This window comes from Streptomyces sp. NPDC048420, from assembly GCF_040651535.1.
Classification (GTDB): domain Bacteria; phylum Actinomycetota; class Actinomycetes; order Streptomycetales; family Streptomycetaceae; genus Streptomyces.
In genome coordinates this window covers 40,713-57,784 of sequence record NZ_JBEZKG010000021.1, presented here as the reverse complement: position 1 = coordinate 57,784, position 17,072 = coordinate 40,713, and the positions used below count along the sequence as shown (strand labels likewise).

The window sequence follows — 17,072 nt, the reverse complement described above, 5'->3', positions numbered from 1 at the left end:
GGTGTGGTGCAGACTGGCCTGATCGGCACCACGTGCAGGGAGCTCACCGTGACCGGGTCCAACGCGTCCGCCGTGTCCAACGGAAAGGGACCGTCGTACAACGGGAAAACCGGGCCGTGCCAGGCCCAGGTCGACCCCCTCGCCGCCGTGCGCACACCCGATGATCCGCCCTGGGACGTCTACCTCACCGGCACCGTCTTCCTCGACATCATCTTCACCGGACTCGACTCCGCCCCGGTGCGCGGGACCGAGTCCTGGGCACGCGGGATGGGGTCGAGCCCCGGTGGTGTGGCGAACATGGCGACCGCCCTGGCGCGACTGGGGCTGCGCACCTCACTGGCCGCGGCCTTCGGCGACGACCACTACGGCGAGTACTGCTGGGACGCTCTTGAGCAGGGCGAGGGCATCGACCTCTCGCCGTCGCGCAGCGTGCCCGGCTGGCACTCCCCGGTCACCGTCTCCATGGCCTACGAGGGCGAGCGCACCATGGTCTCCCACGGGCACGAGCCGCCCCCGGAGGACGCGCTCGTCCGGGAGGGCGCACCGAACCTCGCCCCACGCGCGCGTGCGGCGGTGGCGTCACTGGAACCGGGCAGACGCGACCCCTGGATCGCCGAGGCCGCGAGCCACGGCACCCGCGTCTTCGCCGACGTCGGCTGGGACGAGACCGGGGTGTGGGACCTGGCGGGACTCCCCGACCTCGCACACTGCGAGGCGTTCCTGCCGAACGCGCAGGAGGCCATGCGGTACACCGGCGCCACCTGCCCCCGGGAGGCCGCCCACGCCCTCACCGAACATGTGCCGCTCGCCGTGGTCACCCTCGGCGCGGAGGGCGCGTACGCGGTGGACCGGCGTACGGGCGAGACCGCGGAGGTCCCGGCGATCGAGGTGGAGGCGCTGGACCCGACCGGTGCCGGGGACGTCTTCGTGGCCGGATTCGTCACCGGCACCCTGGCGGGCTGGCCGCTCGCCGACCGCCTGGCCTTCGCCGGCCTGACCGCCGCGCTCTCCGTCCAGGAGTTCGGCGGCTCGCTGTCCGCGCCGGGCTGGTCCGAGATCGGCGCCTGGTGGCGCAAGGTCCAGTCGGTCGACTCCCAGGACCCGACGGCCCTGCACCGCTACGCGTTCCTGTCGGACCTCGTCCCGGAGGAGGAGGCCCCGGCCTGGCCCCTGCGCAGGGCGGTACCGACGATCGGGTTCGGTCGGTCGGCCTAGGGGGCATCGGGGCAGACGGGCGGGGGTGAGTCGCGTTGCCGCTTCCGCGGCTGCGGCCGCGACCACGCCCGCGCGGGTCTCCCGCGTTCTCCGCCGGTGCGATGATCTCGCCGGTCGCCGGTCGCCGGTCGCCGGTCGCCGGTCGCCGGTCGCCGTCCAGCAGCCGTTGGCTGCCCGTGCGCAATTCGCCGCCGCCCGGTCGGCCCGTCAGTGTTCCGGGGCGGCCCGCTCCAGCACCGAGACCACCTGGTCCCGGACCACCTCGTGGGCCTCGGCGGGCAGTGCCCGGATCGCCGTGGTGCCCAAGGCGTCCAGGACGCTGTCCGGGCCCGCGTCGCAGGGCACGCTCTCGCTCAGGAACTCGTAGCCGTCGCGGACCGCGATGCGCAGGACGCGGCCGCCCTCCGAGGTCGTGCGGACCGCGGTGGCGACGACCAGGGGCGGTGGGCCGCCCGGGGCCTCGGGCACCTTGTGGTAGCCGCTGACCAGCGGTTCGTTCCAGTGCAGGCTCAGCAGCAGGGGCTTCTTGGTGAGCAGTTCGCCCAGGTCGGTCTCGAAGGGGCCCTCCGCCGCGAGCACCTGCGCGCGGGCGTCCAGGACCAGTGCCGCGGGGAGCAGACAGCGCAGGGTGCTGCCCACGATGTTCCCGCCGACCGTGGCGGTCCGGCGCACCGCCCCGGTGCCGATGCCGGACGCGGCCCGGCGCAGCACCTCCGGCACCCGCTCGTCGATCCGGTGCAGCAGGACCGCCGCGCCGAGCTTCCCGGCCCCGAGGACGTTCGCCTCCGGCACCTCGCGCAGCGACACGGCCTGCTCGGGGAAGCCGTCGCGTTGCCAGGCGGCCCACACGAGCGTGGCGCCGCCGACGGGTATCGCCCCGTCGGTCAGACACTCCTGAGCCTCGGAAAGGGACGTGGGCAGACGCAACAGCACGGTCTTCCTGCTTTCTCCGTACGGACTCGTGGCCACCGCCGCCTTCGAGGTCTTCGAACATACGTGGCAGCGAGCGCATTCTTCCCCGGGGTACGGGGGGAGCATGCAGGGCTCACCGCTTCATTCAGGGCGCCCTCATCGTCGAAAAGCCCTACGGCGTTGTCAGTGCACCGTCGTACCCTTGAAACCGCGAGGCCGCCTCCAGTTGTGCGGCCGTGACGAGGAGGAACCGCAGGCCTTAAGCGCCGGCCCATGACTCAGACACCCACAGGTCACAGCCCCGCGCAGGGGCAGGCGAGAGCACAGTTCACGGTCCCCGCCCAGCACCCCATGGTCACGGTCCTGGGATCCGGCGACTCCCTTCTGCGCGTGATCGAGAAGGCCTTCCCGGCGGCCGACATCCATGTCCGGGGCAACGAGATCAGCGCTACCGGCGAGGCGGCCGACGTCGCCCTCGTGCAGCGCCTGTTCGACGAGATGATGCTGGTGCTCCGCACCGGACAGCCGATGACGGAGGACGCAGTGGAACGCTCGATCGCCATGCTGCGAGCGAGTGAGAACGGGACGAGCGACGGCCAGGAGACCCCGGCCGAAGTGCTCACACAGAACATCCTGTCCTCGCGCGGCCGCACCATCCGCCCCAAGACCCTCAACCAGAAGCGGTACGTCGACGCGATCGACAAGCACACGATCGTCTTCGGCATCGGCCCCGCCGGTACCGGCAAGACCTACCTCGCCATGGCCAAGGCGGTGCAGGCCCTGCAGTCCAAGCAGGTCAACCGCATCATCCTGACCCGGCCCGCGGTGGAGGCGGGCGAGCGGCTCGGCTTCCTGCCGGGAACCCTCTACGAGAAGATCGACCCCTACCTGCGCCCGCTGTACGACGCGCTGCACGACATGCTGGACCCGGACTCGATCCCGAAGCTGATGGCTTCGGGGACGATCGAGGTGGCACCGCTGGCGTACATGCGTGGACGTACTTTGAATGACGCCTTCATCATTCTCGACGAGGCCCAGAACACCTCCCCCGAGCAGATGAAGATGTTCCTGACCCGGCTCGGGTTCGACTCGAAGATCGTCATCACCGGTGACGTGACCCAGGTCGACCTGCCGAACGGCACCAAGTCGGGGCTCCGGCAGGTCCAGGACATCCTGGAGGGTGTGGAGGACGTTCACTTCTCCCGCCTGTCGTCCCAGGACGTCGTACGGCACAAGCTGGTCGGCCGTATCGTCGACGCGTACGAGAAGTACGACACCGAGAACGGTACGGAGAACGGCACCCACAAGGGCGGCCGGAACAAGCGGAAGTAGACAAGCCAGCACCATGTCGATCGACGTCAACAACGAGTCCGGAACCGAGGTCGACGAGCAGGCGATCCTCGACATCGCCCGCTACGCGCTCGCGCGGATGCGCATCCACCCGCTCTCCGAGCTCTCGGTGATCGTCGTGGACGAAGATGCCATGGAGCAGCTGCACATCCAGTGGATGGACCTGCCGGGGCCCACCGACGTCATGTCCTTCCCGATGGACGAGCTCAGGCCGCCCAGCAAGGACGACGACGAGCCCCCGCAGGGCCTCCTCGGTGACATCGTGCTGTGTCCCGAGGTCGCCAAGCGGCAGGGCGAGGAGGCCGAGACGCAGCACTCCATGGACGAGGAGCTCCAACTCCTCACCGTCCACGGGGTGCTGCACCTGCTCGGCTACGACCACGAGGAGCCGGACGAGAAGGCCGAGATGTTCGGCCTCCAGGCCGCGATCGTGGACGGGTGGCGCTCGGAGAAGGGGCTGACCGGCCCGTCTCCCGCCCCGACCGTCTCATGAGCCTGTCCCTGGTCTCCGGCGCGATCGCCTTGGTCGTCGTCGCGTGGCTCGCCGCCTGCGCGGAGGCGGGCCTCGCGCGCGTCTCCAGCTTCCGCGCCGAGGAGGCCGTACGGAACGGCCGGCGCGGCAGTGCCAAGCTCGCGCAGGTCGCCGCCGACCCGACCCGCTATCTCAACCTGGCGCTGCTGCTGCGCGTCGCCTGCGAGATGGCCGCGGCCGCGTTGGTCACCTACGCCTGCCTCCAGGAGTTCCCGGGCACCACCCGCGCCCTGCTGGTCGCGATCGGCGTGATGGTGCTGGTGTCGTACGTCGCCGTCGGTGTCTCACCGCGCACCATCGGGCGTCAGCACCCGCTCAACACGGCGACCGCGGCGGCGTACATCCTCGTCCCGCTGGCCCGGGTCATGGGCCCGATCCCGTCGTTGCTGATTCTCATCGGCAACGCCCTCACGCCCGGCAAGGGCTTCCGCCGCGGCCCCTTCGCCTCCGAGGCGGAGCTGCGCGCGCTGGTCGACCTCGCCGAGAAGGAGTCCCTGATCGAGGACGACGAGCGCCGGATGGTGCACTCGGTCTTCGAGCTGGGGGACACGCTGGTGCGGGAGGTCATGGTCCCGCGGACCGATCTCGTCGTCATCGAGCGCTACAAGACGATCCGTCAGGCGCTCACGCTGGCGCTGAGGTCCGGGTTCTCGCGCATTCCCGTCACCGGGGAGAGCGAGGACGACGTCGTCGGGATCGTGTATCTGAAGGACCTGGTCCGCAAGACGCACATCAGCAGGGACGCGGAGAGCGAGCTGGTGTCCACGGCGATGCGGCCCGCCGCCTTCGTCCCGGACACCAAGAACGCCGGTGACCTGCTGCGGGAGATGCAGCAGGACCGCAACCACGTCGCCGTCGTCATCGACGAGTACGGCGGCACGGCCGGCATCGTCACCATCGAGGACATCCTCGAGGAGATCGTCGGCGAGATCACCGACGAGTACGACCGTGAACTCCCGCCGGTGGAGGAGCTCGGCGACGAGCGGCACCGGGTCACCGCGCGCCTCGACATCACCGACCTCGGTGAGCTGTACGGACTCGACGAGTACGACGACGAGGACGTGGAGACCGTCGGCGGGCTGCTCGCGAAGGCGCTGGGCCGGGTGCCCATCGCCGGGGCCTCCTCGGTCGTGGAGCTGCCGGACGGGCGTGGGCTGCGGCTGACCGCCGAGGCCGCCGCCGGGCGCCGGAACAAGATCGTGACGGTGCTGGTGGAGCCGGTGGACTCCGCGGCGGAGAAGGAGACGGAGGAAGAGTGACCCCCGAGGAGCTGCGTGCCCTGTGCCTGTCCTTCAACGCGGCGGTGGAGGACTTCCCGTTCAGCCCTGAGATCTCGGTCTTCAAGGTGCTCGGCAAGATGTTCGCCCTGAGCTGGCTCGACGCGCGGCCCCTGAAGGTCAACCTCAAGTGCGACCCGGAGGACGCGATCCGGCTGCGCGCCGACCACCCCGGGCTGATCATCCCCGGCTACCACATGAACAAGCGCCACTGGAACACCGTCACGGTCGACGGAGAGCTCCCGGACCGTGTGGTCCGGGAGCTCGTCGAGGACTCGTACGACCTGGTGGTGGCCGGTCTACCGCGCGCCGAGCGGCTCCGGCTCGACCGCCCCTGAGCGCACCCGGAGTCCTACCGCGACCAGGACCGCCGCCGCGAGGACGATCACCGCGTCCAGGGCGAGGACCGTGTGGACGCCGGTCAGCAGGTCGTGCGAGGTGGTGGCGAGGACGCCGAGCAGCGGGATGCCCACGGTGATGCCGACCTGCTGGGTGGAGGTGACCAGGCCGGTGGCCAGGCCCTGTTCCGCGTCCGGGACGCCGGAGGTGACCGTGACGCCGTACGAGATGATCGCGCCCAGGTGGCACATGCTGGCCAGGGAGACGGCGGCTGTGGCGAGCCACACCGACCAGCTTCCGGTGTCCAGGCCCAGCAGGGCGGCGATCAGGGCTCCCTGGCCGGCGAGCGAGCCGACGAGGGTGCGGCGGGGGCCGAAGCGGCCGATGACCTTCGGGGCGTAGGTGCCGGCGACCGCCGAGAGGACGCCCTGGACGCCGAAGACCAGGCCGGTCTCGAAGGCGGACAGGTGCAGGACCTCCTGGAGGTAGAGGGTCAGCACGAACACGACCGTCGACATCATCGAGAAGGTGACCAGACCGCCGATGTTGCCCCAGGCCACCGTGCGGCGGCGCAGCATCGGGAGGGAGACGAGGGGGGCTTCGGTGCGGGACTCGACCGTGACGAACGCGGCCAGGAGCAGGATGCCCGCGATCAGGGTCGTGATCACGTCGGCGCGGGCGAAGCCGTGGTCGGCGGCGGTCGAGAGGGCGTAGATCAGGGAGAGCAGGCCGCCGGTGACGGTGATCGCGCCGGGGACGTCCAGGCGGGGGCGGTCCGGGGTGCGGGACTCCGGGAGCAGGCCGGGGGCCAGGGGCAGCACGATCAGGGCGAACACGGTGAGCAGGCCCATCGTGGAGCGCCAGCCGAAGGCGTCGGTCAGGGTGCCGCCGGCCACCATGCCGGTGGTGAAGCCGAGCGAGAGCAGGGTGCCGGAGATGCCCAGGGCGCGGTCGCGCGCCGGGCCCTCCGGGAAGGTGGTCGTCAGCAGGGACATGCCGGTCGGCACGATCGCCGCCGCGCCGAGGCCCTGCAGGGCGCGTCCGACGAGGAAGGACGCCGGGTCCCACGCGAAGGTCGCGAGCAGGGAGGCCGCGCCGAACAGGGCGAGGCCGCCGAGGAACAGCTTCTTACGGCCGTACAGGTCGCCGATGCGGCCGAACAGGAGCAGGAAGCCGCCGGACGGGAGCGCGAACGCGGTGACCGCCCACTGGAGGGCGGACGGGCTCATGCCGAGGTCGGCGCCGAGGACGGGCAGGGCGACGTTCAGGACGGAGAAGTCCAGCGCGACCATGAACTGGGCGGCGCACAGGACGAAGAGGACGAGTTTGTCGCGCGTCGACAGCCGGGGGGTGTCGAGCGATTCGGTGGTGGGGCTTGGGGTGTCGATCGCCATGGGCAAGAGCCTGCGCGCGTCGGAATAGCCGTGGGGAGCGGCAGGTTGTGCTGGTGGTGGCACCACCAGGCAGACGAGGGGGATGCGTTCGTGCCCGAGGTCGTACCCAAGAGTGAACGGCACCGTGAGCTGCGGGAGTTCCTGATGAGCCGGCGGGCCCGGGTCTCGCCCGCCGAGGCGGGGCTGCCGGACGGCGGGGCGCGGCGGCGGACGCCGGGGCTCAGGCGCGAGGAGGTCGCGGTGCTCGCCGGGGTGGGCGCCTCCTGGTACCAGTGGCTGGAGCAGGGGCGGGACATCTCCGTCTCCCCGCAGGTCCTGGACTCCGTCGGGCGGGTGCTGCGGCTCAGCAACGCCGAGCGGCGGCATCTGTACGTCCTCGCCGGGCTGAACCCGCCCGCGCCGGAACCGGCCGCCGACCACGGTTGTGAGGGGCTGCGGCGGCTGATCGACGCGTGGATGCCGTATCCGGCGCACATCATGGACGCGTACTACAACTGCGTGATGTACAACGACGCCGCCGGCTGGGTGCTCGGCATGCGGCCGGAGAACACGCAGAACTGTCTGGTCGACTTCTTCCTCGACCCGTTGTACCGGTCGCGATCGCACAGCTGGGAACAGAACGCGCGCACCGTCGTCGCCCAGTTCCGGGCCGCGTCCTCCGCGCGCCCGGAGGACGAGGGCTTCCAGGAGATACTGGCCCGCCTCAAGGAGCTGAGCGCCGAGTTCACCGAGCTGTGGGAGCGGCGGGACATCGAGGACGCCGGGGTGATCCGCAAGGAGCTCGACCATCCGCTGGTGGGCCTGCTGTGCGTGGAGTCCACGGCGTTGAAGGTACCGGCCCGCCCCGACCTGACGGTCGTCCTGCACACCCCGCTGGACGAGGCGAACACCGCGGCCAAGCTGGAGTGGCTGGCCTCGCCGGAGGGACGGCGCGGGGCGATGTATCCGGTGGCGGGGTGACGTCCGGGGTGGCCCTCGTCGGAGGAGTGGTGCCTACCGGTCTCGGCGGGTGTCCCCCTGCTGGGTAGCGCCCCGGGCCGTGGTCGGGTCCCCGGCGTGGGCATGGCGCCTGTCCGTGACGGGCGGTGCCGCAGGGGCCGGTGGCCTGCCGTGATCGGGTTTCGCCTGGCGAGCGTGCCCCCAGCAGTGGACGGCGTACCCCATGGCGCGGCCACCCCGCCCACGCTTCGTATGCTCCTGTCATGACCGAGAACAGTGCGCTTGACCCCGAGGACCGCAAGATCGTCACCCTGGCCCGTTCGGCCCGGGCTCGGAACGGGGTGGCCGAGGGGGCCGCCGTACGGGACGACACGGGGCGCACGTATGTGGCGGGGAGCGTCGAGCTGGCGTCGCTGAAGTTGAGCGCGTTGCAGACGGCGGTTGCGATGGCGGTGGCGTCGGGGGCGAAGTCGCTGGAGGCGGCGGCCGTGGTGACGGATGCCGAATCGGCCGCCGCGCAGGACCTGGCCGCCGTGCGGGATCTCGGCGGGCCCGAGACCCCGGTGCTGGTGGCGGGGGTCGACGGCACCGTGCGGAGTACCGTGACCGCTGGCTGATACCCCCGGTAACACTTGGCCGGAATTCCGGCTTGCCGTTCCCCGTCCCACGCGTATCAATGGAACCGGAGATTCCGACGGACCGTCAGATTCCGGCTCGCGAGGCGTACCGCACCACGCTCCGTGAAGCCCGGCCGTCCGTCGGGACGCACCCCCCGTCCATCCCCACATGGCAGTCCCCACCACGGGAAGGGAACCGGATTCCATGAAAGGCAAGCGCATAGGCACTGGTGCGGCACTGGCCGTCGGCACGCTCGCGGCCGCCGGGCTCGCGTTCGCGCCCGCCGCCCTGGCCGTCACCCCGGACACCGCGACCATCGACGCGGACTGTGGCATCTACGGCAGCGGTCAGGCCACGCTCACCGCCACCCAGGACGGCACCGCCGCCACCGTCACCGTCACCTCGGCGATCAACGCGCCGCTCGCGCTCGACGAGGACTCGATCGCCTCGACCCTCACCTTCGTGAACGCGAACGGCGGCACCACCACCTTCACCGGCAACGAGAACCCCGCCACCGCCGCCGGCGATCCCGTCACCGTCGGTCCGCTCAGTGGCACCGTGAACTCCGGTGACAGCCTGGAGTCGTACGGCGGTTCGCTGCAGATCGTCGTCTTCGGGATCGCCGTGACCTGCACGGCGACCGGGCCGCAGTCGCCGGGTCCGTTCGTGTTCGACTGAGCAACTCACCGGACCGCCGCAGAAACTGATGAATCGTCAGTTTTCTGCGGCGGCTCCATTGACTTCTCACGCGATCCACACATCAATGCCCCCAGTGAGCACAGAAGAGAGGGGGCACACCCATGGGTTCGACAACCCGAAGACGCCGCTGGGCTTCGCTGCTCGGGGCGACCGCGCTCGCGGTCACGGCGGGTGGCGCCCTGGCCTGTCCGGCCGGGGCCGCCACCGACGTGGACTTCGCCACGCACTGCATTCCGCCCGCCGTCGCGGGTATTCCGCCGATCGACGGCACCACGACCGCGAAGATCACGGTCGACAACGCCGGCCCCAAGGTGGGCGACACCGTCACCGTGACCTACACGGTGGTCAAGCCCGCCGCCAGCAACCCGACGGCCATCGCGCTGCCGGCCGACATCATGACGCCGACCGGCAAGGTCACCCTCGGCGGCGCCCAGAGCGGTGCCGTGACGGTCGCCGGACCCAAGAAGAACGACCCGGTGCCCGGCAACGGCGCCTTCCCGTCGTTCTCCATGACCGGCACCTTCAAGGTCACCGCCCCCGGCGCGATCACCCTCTCGCCCGGCGACTACAACATCCACACCAGCTACATCCTCGAACTGGACACCCCCTGCACGGTGATCACCCCGCCCGCCCCGGTCTCCGAGACGGTCACCGCGACGGACGCGAACCCCGTCAACGAGCGCGACATCACGCTGGGTTCGGCCTCCGGGAAGCCCGGTGACAGCGTCACCGTCACCGGCAGCAAGTTCACCCCGGGCGCGACGGTCACCCTGGCCGGGCGGGCAGGCAGCGCCCAGACCGCGGACACCGCCACCGCGACCGCCGACTCCTCGGGCGCCTTCAGCGGCTCGCTGGTCGTCAACGACAAGACGACGACCGGTGTCGTGGCGTACGAGGGCAGCGCGTACAGCGACGCCAAGGGCGCCGGGCCCAAGGCGTACGTCGTCATCGACGACACGCCCGTTCCCGCCGGCAGCCAGAAGCTCACCACCACGGTGAAGGCGGGCACCCTGTCCATGTCCCAGGCCGGGGACACCGTCAGCCTCTCGGCGGTGGACTACGGCAAGGGCGGAGCCTCGACCGGTGACCTCAACACGGTGACCGTCAAGGACTTCCGCGGCGGCCCGGCCGGCTGGTCCCTCACCGGCAAGGTCACCGACTTCACCGGACCCGGCGCCAAGATCGACGCCGGTGCGCTGAGCTGGAGTCCCGCCTGCGCCACCAAGGCGGGCAGTCCGAGCACCTGCCAGGCCGGTTCCGCCGGCGCGGTCGGTTCCTCCGGAGCGACCCTCGCGTCCACCCCCAACTCCGCGCTCACCGGCGGTGAGTTCACCGTGGACGCCGGACTCTCCCTGAACGTGCCGGCGTTCACGCCCGTGGGCACCTACTCCGGCGTTCTCACCCTCACGCTCAGCTGACCGTACGGGCGCCCGCACCCGCCCGTCCGTCCTTCTCGCCAACGTGGGGGTCCGCACCCATGCGCAAGCTGTACGTCCTCCTCCTGAGCCTGTTCCTGGTCACCGCCGCCGCGCCCGCGTACGCCGCCGACAACGGCAGCTGGTCCGTGTACCCGGCCGCCTCGCGGATCGCCGAGCGGCCCTACTTCTATCTCTCCGCCGATCCCGGCCAGAGCATCGACGACAAGGTGGTCGTCACCAACAAGACCAGCGAGCCGCTGACCTTCCGGCTCTACGCCGCCGACGCCTACAACACCGCCCGCGACGGCGGTTTCGCCGTGCGTACGGTGGCCGAGAAGCAGCGCGGGGTGGGCGCCTGGGCGAAACCCGCGAAGTCCCGGGTGACCGTCCCCGCGCACGGCAAGGTCACCGTGCCCTTCACGCTCTCGGTGCCCGAGGGTGCCGAACCCGGCGACCATCCCGGTGCGTTGGTGGCACTGGACGAACGGGTCGACAAGGGCGACGGCGCGGTGGCGCTCGGCGTGCAACGGGCCGTCGCCGCCCGGATCTACCTGCGCGTCGGTGGGCCCACCGTCCCCGCGATCACCGTCGAGGACGTAAGCGTCAGCCATCACCAGCCGCTGGTACCGGGGTTGGGGGACAGCGACGCGACGATCTCGTACACCCTGCGCAACACCGGCAACGTGACGCTGAACCCGAAGGTGGAGCTGCGGGCGACGGGGTTGTTCGGGCGTACGCTGCTCGCCCGTGAACTCGCCAAGATCCCGGGGGAGTTGCTGCCCGGACAACGGGTACGGCTGACCGAGCCGTGGAGTGGGGCGCCCCAACTCGACTGGGGTGAAGTGAAGTTGACGGCGACCGCGAAGGACACGCGGGAGTCGTCGAGCGCGTCCTTCTTCGCGTTGCCGTGGCTGGTCGCGGTGGTGCTGGGGGCGGGGGCCACCGTGGGGACCGTGCTGTTCGTCAGGGCACGACGGGCACGGACACCGGTCGCCTAGTCACGGGCCCGGGGGCAGTGGCGGGGGTGTCGGTCGTTCGGTCGTGGCCCGGGCGTGGGGCTGGGGCGCCGGTTGTTCCGTCACCGGCCCGGGGGCAGTGGCGGGGATGTCCGTTGTTCTGTCACCGGCCCGGGGGCAGTGGCGGGGGTGTCGGTCGTTCGGTCGTGGCCCGGGCGTGGGGCTGGGGCGCCGGTTGTTCCGTCACCGGCCCGGGGGCAGTGGCGGGGATGTCCGTTGTTCTGTCACCGGCCCGGGGGCAGTGGCGGGGGTGTCGGTCGTTCGGTCGTGGCCCGGGCGTGGGGCTGGGGTGCTGGTTGTTCCGTCACCGGTCCGGGCGGGGTGGCGGGGATGCCGGCTGTCGAGTCACGGGCCCGGGCGGGCAGGTCGGTTCCTTAGTCACGGCCCAGGGCGCGGCGCAGGACGCCCTTCTTCGGGGCGGGGCGTTTCGCGGGAGGGGTTTCCTTCGAGGCGACGAGCTCGGCGACGGTCAGGCGGAAGTACTCGGTGAAGGTGTGCGGCTCTTCCCAGTCCGGGTGCCAGGCCTCCTCAGTGAGCTCCACCAGCCAGCTCGTCTCGGCGGTCCGGAACACGCGATGGCCGTTCTCCTTGGCGCGCCGGCCTCCCGGCCAGGTGAGGCTCAACTCCTCGGCGTGGGCCAGCGCCTGTTCCCGGCCGCCCTCCACATGGACCCTGTCCTTCAGGACCCAGTTACTTTCGCCGTACCCGGTGTTCCGCTCGACGAACACGTACCACTCGCCCACGAGACCTCCCTCAGAGCGCGTCCGGCCCGCGCTCGCCCGTCCGCACCCGGACGACCGTCTCCACGGGCAGCGCCCACACCTTGCCGTCGCCGATCTTGCCGGTCTGCGCGGCCTTGACGATGGCGTCGATGACCGTGTCGCAGTCGGCGTCGTCGACGACAACCTCGATACGGACCTTGGGGACCAGGTCGACCTGGTACTCGGCGCCGCGGTACACCTCGGTGTGGCCGCGCTGCCGGCCGTAACCGCTGGCCTCGGTCACGGTCAGGCCGTGGACGCCGATCTCCTGGAGCGCGGTCTTGATCTCGTCGAGGCGGTACGGCTTGACGATCGCGGTGATGAGCTTCATGCCTGGGACTTGACCTTCTGGGTGTGGGGGACGGAGGACGCGCCGACCGGGGCACCGTGGCCCAGGACGCCGTGATCGTATGCGGTCTCGGCGTGCACCGTAAGGTCCAGGCCGGTGTGCTCGTGCTCCTCGTCGGCCCGGAAGCCCATGGTCCTGTCGATCAGTTTCCCGATGCCGTACGTCACCCCGAAGGCGTACGTCCCCACGGCGGCCACGGCCACCAGCTGCTTGCCGAGCTGGGCGAGCCCGCCGCCGTAGAGGAGGCCCTCGGCGCCACCGGTCATCGACTCGACCGCGAAGACGCCGATCAAGAGCGTGCCGATGACTCCGCCGACCAGGTGGACGCCGACGACGTCGAGCGAGTCGTCGTAGTTCAGCTTGAACTTCCAGCCGACGGCGTACGAGCAGACGACGCCGGCGGCGAGACCGACGACGAGCGCGCCGAGGAGGGAGACCGAACCGCAGGACGGGGTGATCGCGACCAGGCCCGCGACCGCGCCGGACGCGGCGCCCAGCGTGGTCGGGTGGCCGTCGCGCTTCTGCTCGACGAAGAGCCAGCCGAGCAGGCCGGTGCACCCCGCCGCGAGGGTGTTGAGGAAGGCCGCGGCGGCGAGGCCGTTGGCGCCGAGGGCCGAGCCCGCGTTGAAGCCGAACCAGCCGAACCAGAGGAGCCCCGCGCCCAGGACGACCATGGGGAGGTTGTGCGGGCGCATGGCGTCCTTCTTGAAGCCAAGGCGCGGGCCGAGGACCAGCGCGAGGGCGAGACCGGAGGCGCCGGAGGTGATCTCGACCGGCAGACCGCCCGCGAAGTCGAGCGCGCCGAGCTTGTCGAGGATCCAGCCGCCCGGTCCCCACACCCAGTGGGCGACGGGAACGTATACGAGCAGTGCCCAGACCGGGACGAACACCAGCCATGCCCCGAACTTCGCGCGGTCCGCGATCGCGCCGCTGATCAGGGCCGCGGTGATGATCGCGAAGGTGAGCTGGAAGGTGGCGAAGAGGAGGGTCGGGACGGTGCCCTGGACGCTGTCCGGGCCGAGGCCGTTCATGCCGGCGTGGTCAAGGCCGCCGATGAGGCCGGCACCGATGTCGTCCCCGAAGGCCAGCGAGTAACCGGCCGCCAGCCACACCACCGTGACCAGGGCGATCGACACGAAGCTCATCATCAGCATGTTGAGGACGCTCTTCGTGCGGACCATGCCGCCGTAGAACAGGGCCAGGCCCGGGGTCATCAGCAGGACGAGGGCGGTGGCGGCGAGCAGCCAGGCGGTGTCGCCGGTGTCGATGCCTTGCGCGGCGAGAGGCATGGGGTCTCCAACGAGGTGGGGGCTCGTCAGAGGGTCACCGGCGTGCGTTTCCGGATGCGTACGACTGTGTTTCCGTGACGTTTCGTTGCGTGTGGGTTACCGAACCCTCACGATGCGGCGGAGCTTTGTGGATCAGGGAGAATGGGCCGCATGAGCGTTCGTAGTGAGTCATCCGAGCCGTCGGCCTCGTCGCAGGCACCCCACCGCGCCGGCTTCGCCTGCTTCGTGGGCCGCCCCAACGCGGGCAAGTCCACCCTCACGAACGCTCTGGTCGGCCAGAAGGTGGCGATCACCGCGAACCAGCCGCAGACGACGCGGCACACGGTCCGGGGGATCGTGCACCGGCCGGACGCGCAGCTGATCCTGGTGGACACCCCGGGGCTGCACAAGCCGCGCACGCTGCTGGGCGAGCGGCTGAACGACGTAGTCCGCACCACCTGGGCCGAGGTCGATGTGATCGGCTTCTGTCTGCCGGCGAACGAGAAGCTCGGGCCCGGTGACCGTTTCATCGCCAAGGAACTGGCGGGGATCAAGAAGTCCCCGAAGGTCGCGATCGTCACGAAGACGGACCTCGTCGACTCCAAGACACTCGCCGAGCAGCTCATCGCCATCGACCAGCTGGGCAGGGAGCTGGGCATCGAGTGGGCGGAGATCGTCCCGGTGTCCGCGACCGCGAACAAGCAGGTCGACCTGTTGGCTGACCTGCTGATCCCGATGCTTCCCGAGGGGCCGGCGCTCTACCCCGAGGGCGACCTCACGGACGAGCCCGAGCAGGTCATGATCGCCGAGCTGATCCGCGAGGCCGCGCTGGAGGGCGTCCGCGACGAGCTCCCGCACTCCATCGCGGTGGTCGTCGAGGAGATGCTCCCCCGCGAGGACCGCCCCGCCGACAAGCCCCTCCTCGACATCCACGCCTTCGTCTACATCGAGCGCCCCAGCCAGAAGGGCATCATCATCGGCCCCAAGGGCAAGCGCCTGAAGGAGGTCGGGATCAAGTCGCGGAAGCAGATCGAGGCGCTCCTGGGCACGCCGGTCTTCCTGGACCTCCATGTCAAGGTCGCGAAGGACTGGCAGCGGGATCCCCGGCAGTTGCGGAAGCTGGGGTTCTAGGGCGTCGCCTCCTGCGGGGACAGGTCCTGCAGGCCCACCACCCGCAGCAACTGCAGGCGTTCGTACGCCTCCGTCCCCGGGCGGGCCGTGTGGACGACCAGGAGGTGGTGGTGTTCGTGGCTGACCATGACCTCGCAGTCGAGCTCCAGTAGGCCGACCACGGGGTGCACGAAGCGTTTCGTGGCCTTGTTGCGCTGGGACACCTCGTGCTCGTCCCACAGGCGGGCGAACTCCGCGCTCGACGACCGGAGTTCGGCCACCAGCGCGGTCGGTTCCGGGTCGTCGGGGCGGGCCGCGGCCACCGCGCGCAGGGTGGCGACCTGGGTCCGCGCGTGGTCCGCGAGGTCCTCCTCGGGGAAGAGTGTGCGCGCGCCCGGGTCCAGGAAGAAGAGCCGGGTCAGATTGCGCTCGCGCCGCGGGCGGGACATCACATCGCGGACCAGCGCCCTCGCCATCGCGTTCTGCGCCAGCACCTCCCCGCAGTCGTTCACCACCTGCGCCGGGGTGTCGTGCAGCCGGTCCAGGATCAGCAGCAGCCCCGGCCGGACATGCGCCGACGCCGTCTCCCGGCGCGGCGGCTCCTCCCCGGCCAGATGGAACAGATGGTCCTGCTCCACGTCCGCCAGGCGCAGCGCGCGGGCCAGCGCCGTCAGCATCTGACGGGACGGGCGCGGGCCACGGGACTGTTCGAGACGGGTGTAGTAGTCCACCGACATCCCCGCCAGCTGCGCCACCTCCTCCCGGCGCAGCCCCGGTGTACGACGCCGGGCGCCCGGTGTCAGGCCCACGTCGGAGGGGTTCAGCCGGGCGCGGCCACGGCGCAGGAAGTCGGCGAGTTCGGCTCGGTTCACCCCTCCAGCGTGCGGCACCCCCGCCGGCTTATCCAGGGACTGTCGATCCCCTGATCAAGAGGTCTCTCCCGGTGCGTGCGCGGCCGTTCCACGCTGGTCCGGACGAGAGGAGCAGAACATGCTGACACTGGTGACAGGTACGACGGGACAGGTCGGCCGGCGCTTCGTACCGAGGCTGCTGGCGCAGTCCCGGCCGGGGGAGAGGGTACGGGTGCTGGTGCGGGACGCGGCCCGCGGTGAGCCCTTCGCCGCGCTCGGCGCCGAGGTCGTCGTAGGAGATCTCCGTGACACCGAGGTGCTCGGCAAGGCCGTCGCCGGCGTCGACGCGGTCGTGAACGTGCGGCGGCGTTCCGGGGCGTGCCGGACGAGGAGGCGCGGGCCGTCAACCGGGACGCCGCGGTGGAACTGAGGCGTGCCGCGGTGGCCGCCGGCGTTCGGCGGTTCGTGCAGGTCAGCACCGGTCTTGTGTACGGCACCGGGCGGGGGCGGCCGCTCACCGAGGACGACGAGTCCCTCCCGGGCGGATCGATGTGGGGCGCCTATCCGGAGTCGAAGGCGGAGGCCGAGCGGCGGTTGCTCGCGATGGAGGGGCTCGATGTGCGGGTCGGGCGGCTTCCCTTCGTGTACGGGGAGGGGGATCCGCATCTTGCGCAGTCCCTGATGTGGGCGAAGAACTGGGCGTCGGCGCAGCGGCTTCACGTGGGGCACCATGCGGATGTGGCCCAGGGGTTGCTGCGGATTCTGTACGCGCCGGGGATCTCGGGGCGGGTGTACAACATCGCCGACGACGCGCCGGTGACGGCGGTGGAGTTGCATCAGCTCAACGGGGTGGAGATTCCGGGGGAGTTGTACGAGCGGGTCGATCCCGATCCGTGGCTGGTGATCATGTCGACGGAGCGGATTCGCAGGGAGCTGGGGTATCGGCCCGTTTATCCGTCTGTTCATGCCGCGAGGGAGGCCGGAGCGTTGTGATCTGCGGGTCCGTTGTGGCTGGTCGCGCAGT

General features: G+C 70.8%; 17 protein-coding genes and 1 pseudogene. 12 read left to right on the top strand and 6 right to left on the bottom strand.

What is annotated here, in order from left to right; translation table 11 throughout:
- The first annotated feature begins 72 nt into the window (after positions 1–72).
- The gene (locus tag AB0D34_RS34070) at positions 73–1,215 is read left to right on the top strand and encodes a PfkB family carbohydrate kinase (protein WP_362668867.1); all 1,143 of its coding nucleotides are present in this window, start codon (positions 73–75) and stop codon (positions 1,213–1,215) included.
- A gap of 207 nt (positions 1,216–1,422) precedes the next feature.
- Here the strand turns inward: AB0D34_RS34070 and AB0D34_RS34065 are convergent, their stop codons facing one another.
- Positions 1,423–2,148, bottom strand: coding sequence for an FAD binding domain-containing protein (locus AB0D34_RS34065; protein WP_362668690.1), 726 nt, complete (start codon positions 2,146–2,148; stop codon positions 1,423–1,425).
- A gap of 252 nt (positions 2,149–2,400) precedes the next feature.
- Between AB0D34_RS34065 and AB0D34_RS34060 the strand changes: the two genes are divergently transcribed.
- From AB0D34_RS34060 to AB0D34_RS34045, 4 genes are read left to right on the top strand one after another with little or no spacing between them, the layout of a single operon-like run.
- A complete protein-coding gene (locus AB0D34_RS34060; RefSeq protein WP_362668688.1) occupies positions 2,401–3,459 on the top strand; it encodes a PhoH family protein in 1,059 nt (352 codons plus the stop codon).
- Between the two features lie 13 nt (positions 3,460–3,472).
- On the top strand, positions 3,473–3,970 hold the full coding sequence (gene ybeY, locus AB0D34_RS34055) for an rRNA maturation RNase YbeY (protein WP_362668686.1): 498 nt from the start codon (positions 3,473–3,475) through the stop codon (positions 3,968–3,970).
- Positions 3,967–5,268 (top strand): hemolysin family protein, encoded by a 1,302-nt coding sequence (locus AB0D34_RS34050; RefSeq protein WP_362668865.1) that lies wholly within the window; start codon positions 3,967–3,969, stop codon positions 5,266–5,268. Before ybeY ends, AB0D34_RS34050 begins: the two co-directional genes overlap by 4 nt.
- Entirely contained in the window at positions 5,265–5,624 is a 360-nt protein-coding gene (locus tag AB0D34_RS34045; protein ID WP_362668684.1) for an MmcQ/YjbR family DNA-binding protein, read from the top strand. Before AB0D34_RS34050 ends, AB0D34_RS34045 begins: the two co-directional genes overlap by 4 nt.
- Here the strand turns inward: AB0D34_RS34045 and AB0D34_RS34040 are convergent.
- Positions 5,586–7,019, bottom strand: a complete 1,434-nt coding sequence (locus tag AB0D34_RS34040; protein WP_362668682.1) for an MFS transporter — start codon at positions 7,017–7,019, stop codon at positions 5,586–5,588. The genes AB0D34_RS34045 and AB0D34_RS34040 overlap by 39 nt on opposite strands.
- Positions 7,020–7,163: 144 nt before the next feature.
- On the opposite strand from AB0D34_RS34040, the gene AB0D34_RS34035 reads away from it, so the two are divergent.
- The 5 genes from AB0D34_RS34035 (at position 7,164) to AB0D34_RS34015 (ending at position 11,691) form a co-directional block, all read left to right on the top strand.
- Positions 7,164–7,979 carry a helix-turn-helix transcriptional regulator gene (locus AB0D34_RS34035; protein ID WP_362668863.1) on the top strand — a complete coding sequence of 272 codons (816 nt, stop codon included), beginning with the start codon at positions 7,164–7,166 and terminating at the stop codon, positions 7,977–7,979.
- Positions 7,980–8,221: 242 nt separating this feature from the next.
- Complete coding sequence (locus AB0D34_RS34030) at positions 8,222–8,575, top strand: cytidine deaminase (RefSeq protein WP_362668680.1); 354 nt, start codon at positions 8,222–8,224, stop codon at positions 8,573–8,575.
- A gap of 205 nt (positions 8,576–8,780) precedes the next feature.
- On the top strand, positions 8,781–9,254 hold the full coding sequence (locus tag AB0D34_RS34025; protein WP_362668678.1) for a hypothetical protein: 474 nt from the start codon (positions 8,781–8,783) through the stop codon (positions 9,252–9,254).
- Positions 9,255–9,376: 122 nt separating this feature from the next.
- Positions 9,377–10,693, top strand: coding sequence for a beta-xylosidase (locus tag AB0D34_RS34020; protein ID WP_362668676.1), 1,317 nt, complete (start codon positions 9,377–9,379; stop codon positions 10,691–10,693).
- A 59-nt stretch (positions 10,694–10,752) separates the two neighbouring features.
- Positions 10,753–11,691, top strand: coding sequence for a DUF916 domain-containing protein (locus AB0D34_RS34015; RefSeq protein WP_362668674.1), 939 nt, complete (start codon positions 10,753–10,755; stop codon positions 11,689–11,691).
- A 392-nt stretch (positions 11,692–12,083) separates the two neighbouring features.
- Here AB0D34_RS34015 and AB0D34_RS34010 read toward each other — a convergent pair whose 3' ends face one another.
- From AB0D34_RS34010 to AB0D34_RS34000, 3 genes are read right to left on the bottom strand one after another with little or no spacing between them, the layout of a single operon-like run.
- Complete coding sequence (locus AB0D34_RS34010; protein ID WP_362668672.1) at positions 12,084–12,452, bottom strand: hypothetical protein; 369 nt, start codon at positions 12,450–12,452, stop codon at positions 12,084–12,086.
- A 10-nt stretch (positions 12,453–12,462) separates the two neighbouring features.
- Entirely contained in the window at positions 12,463–12,801 is a 339-nt protein-coding gene (locus tag AB0D34_RS34005) for a P-II family nitrogen regulator (RefSeq protein WP_362668671.1), read from the bottom strand.
- Positions 12,798–14,108, bottom strand: a complete 1,311-nt coding sequence (locus tag AB0D34_RS34000) for an ammonium transporter (protein ID WP_362668669.1) — start codon at positions 14,106–14,108, stop codon at positions 12,798–12,800. The genes AB0D34_RS34005 and AB0D34_RS34000 overlap by 4 nt, the downstream gene beginning before the upstream one ends.
- 141 nt (positions 14,109–14,249) lie before the next feature.
- Here AB0D34_RS34000 and era point away from each other — a divergent pair, with 141 nt between their 5' ends.
- Complete coding sequence (gene era / locus AB0D34_RS33995; RefSeq protein WP_362668666.1) at positions 14,250–15,218, top strand: GTPase Era; 969 nt, start codon at positions 14,250–14,252, stop codon at positions 15,216–15,218.
- Here the strand turns inward: era and AB0D34_RS33990 are convergent.
- Positions 15,215–16,069 (bottom strand): helix-turn-helix transcriptional regulator, encoded by an 855-nt coding sequence (locus tag AB0D34_RS33990; protein WP_362668663.1) that lies wholly within the window; start codon positions 16,067–16,069, stop codon positions 15,215–15,217. The two genes, era and AB0D34_RS33990, sit on opposite strands and share 4 nt — an antisense overlap.
- Before the next feature lie 118 nt (positions 16,070–16,187).
- Between AB0D34_RS33990 and AB0D34_RS33985 the strand changes: the two are divergent.
- A pseudogene (locus tag AB0D34_RS33985) lies at positions 16,188–17,041 on the top strand (NAD(P)-dependent oxidoreductase).
- The last annotated feature ends 31 nt before the right edge of the window (positions 17,042–17,072 follow it).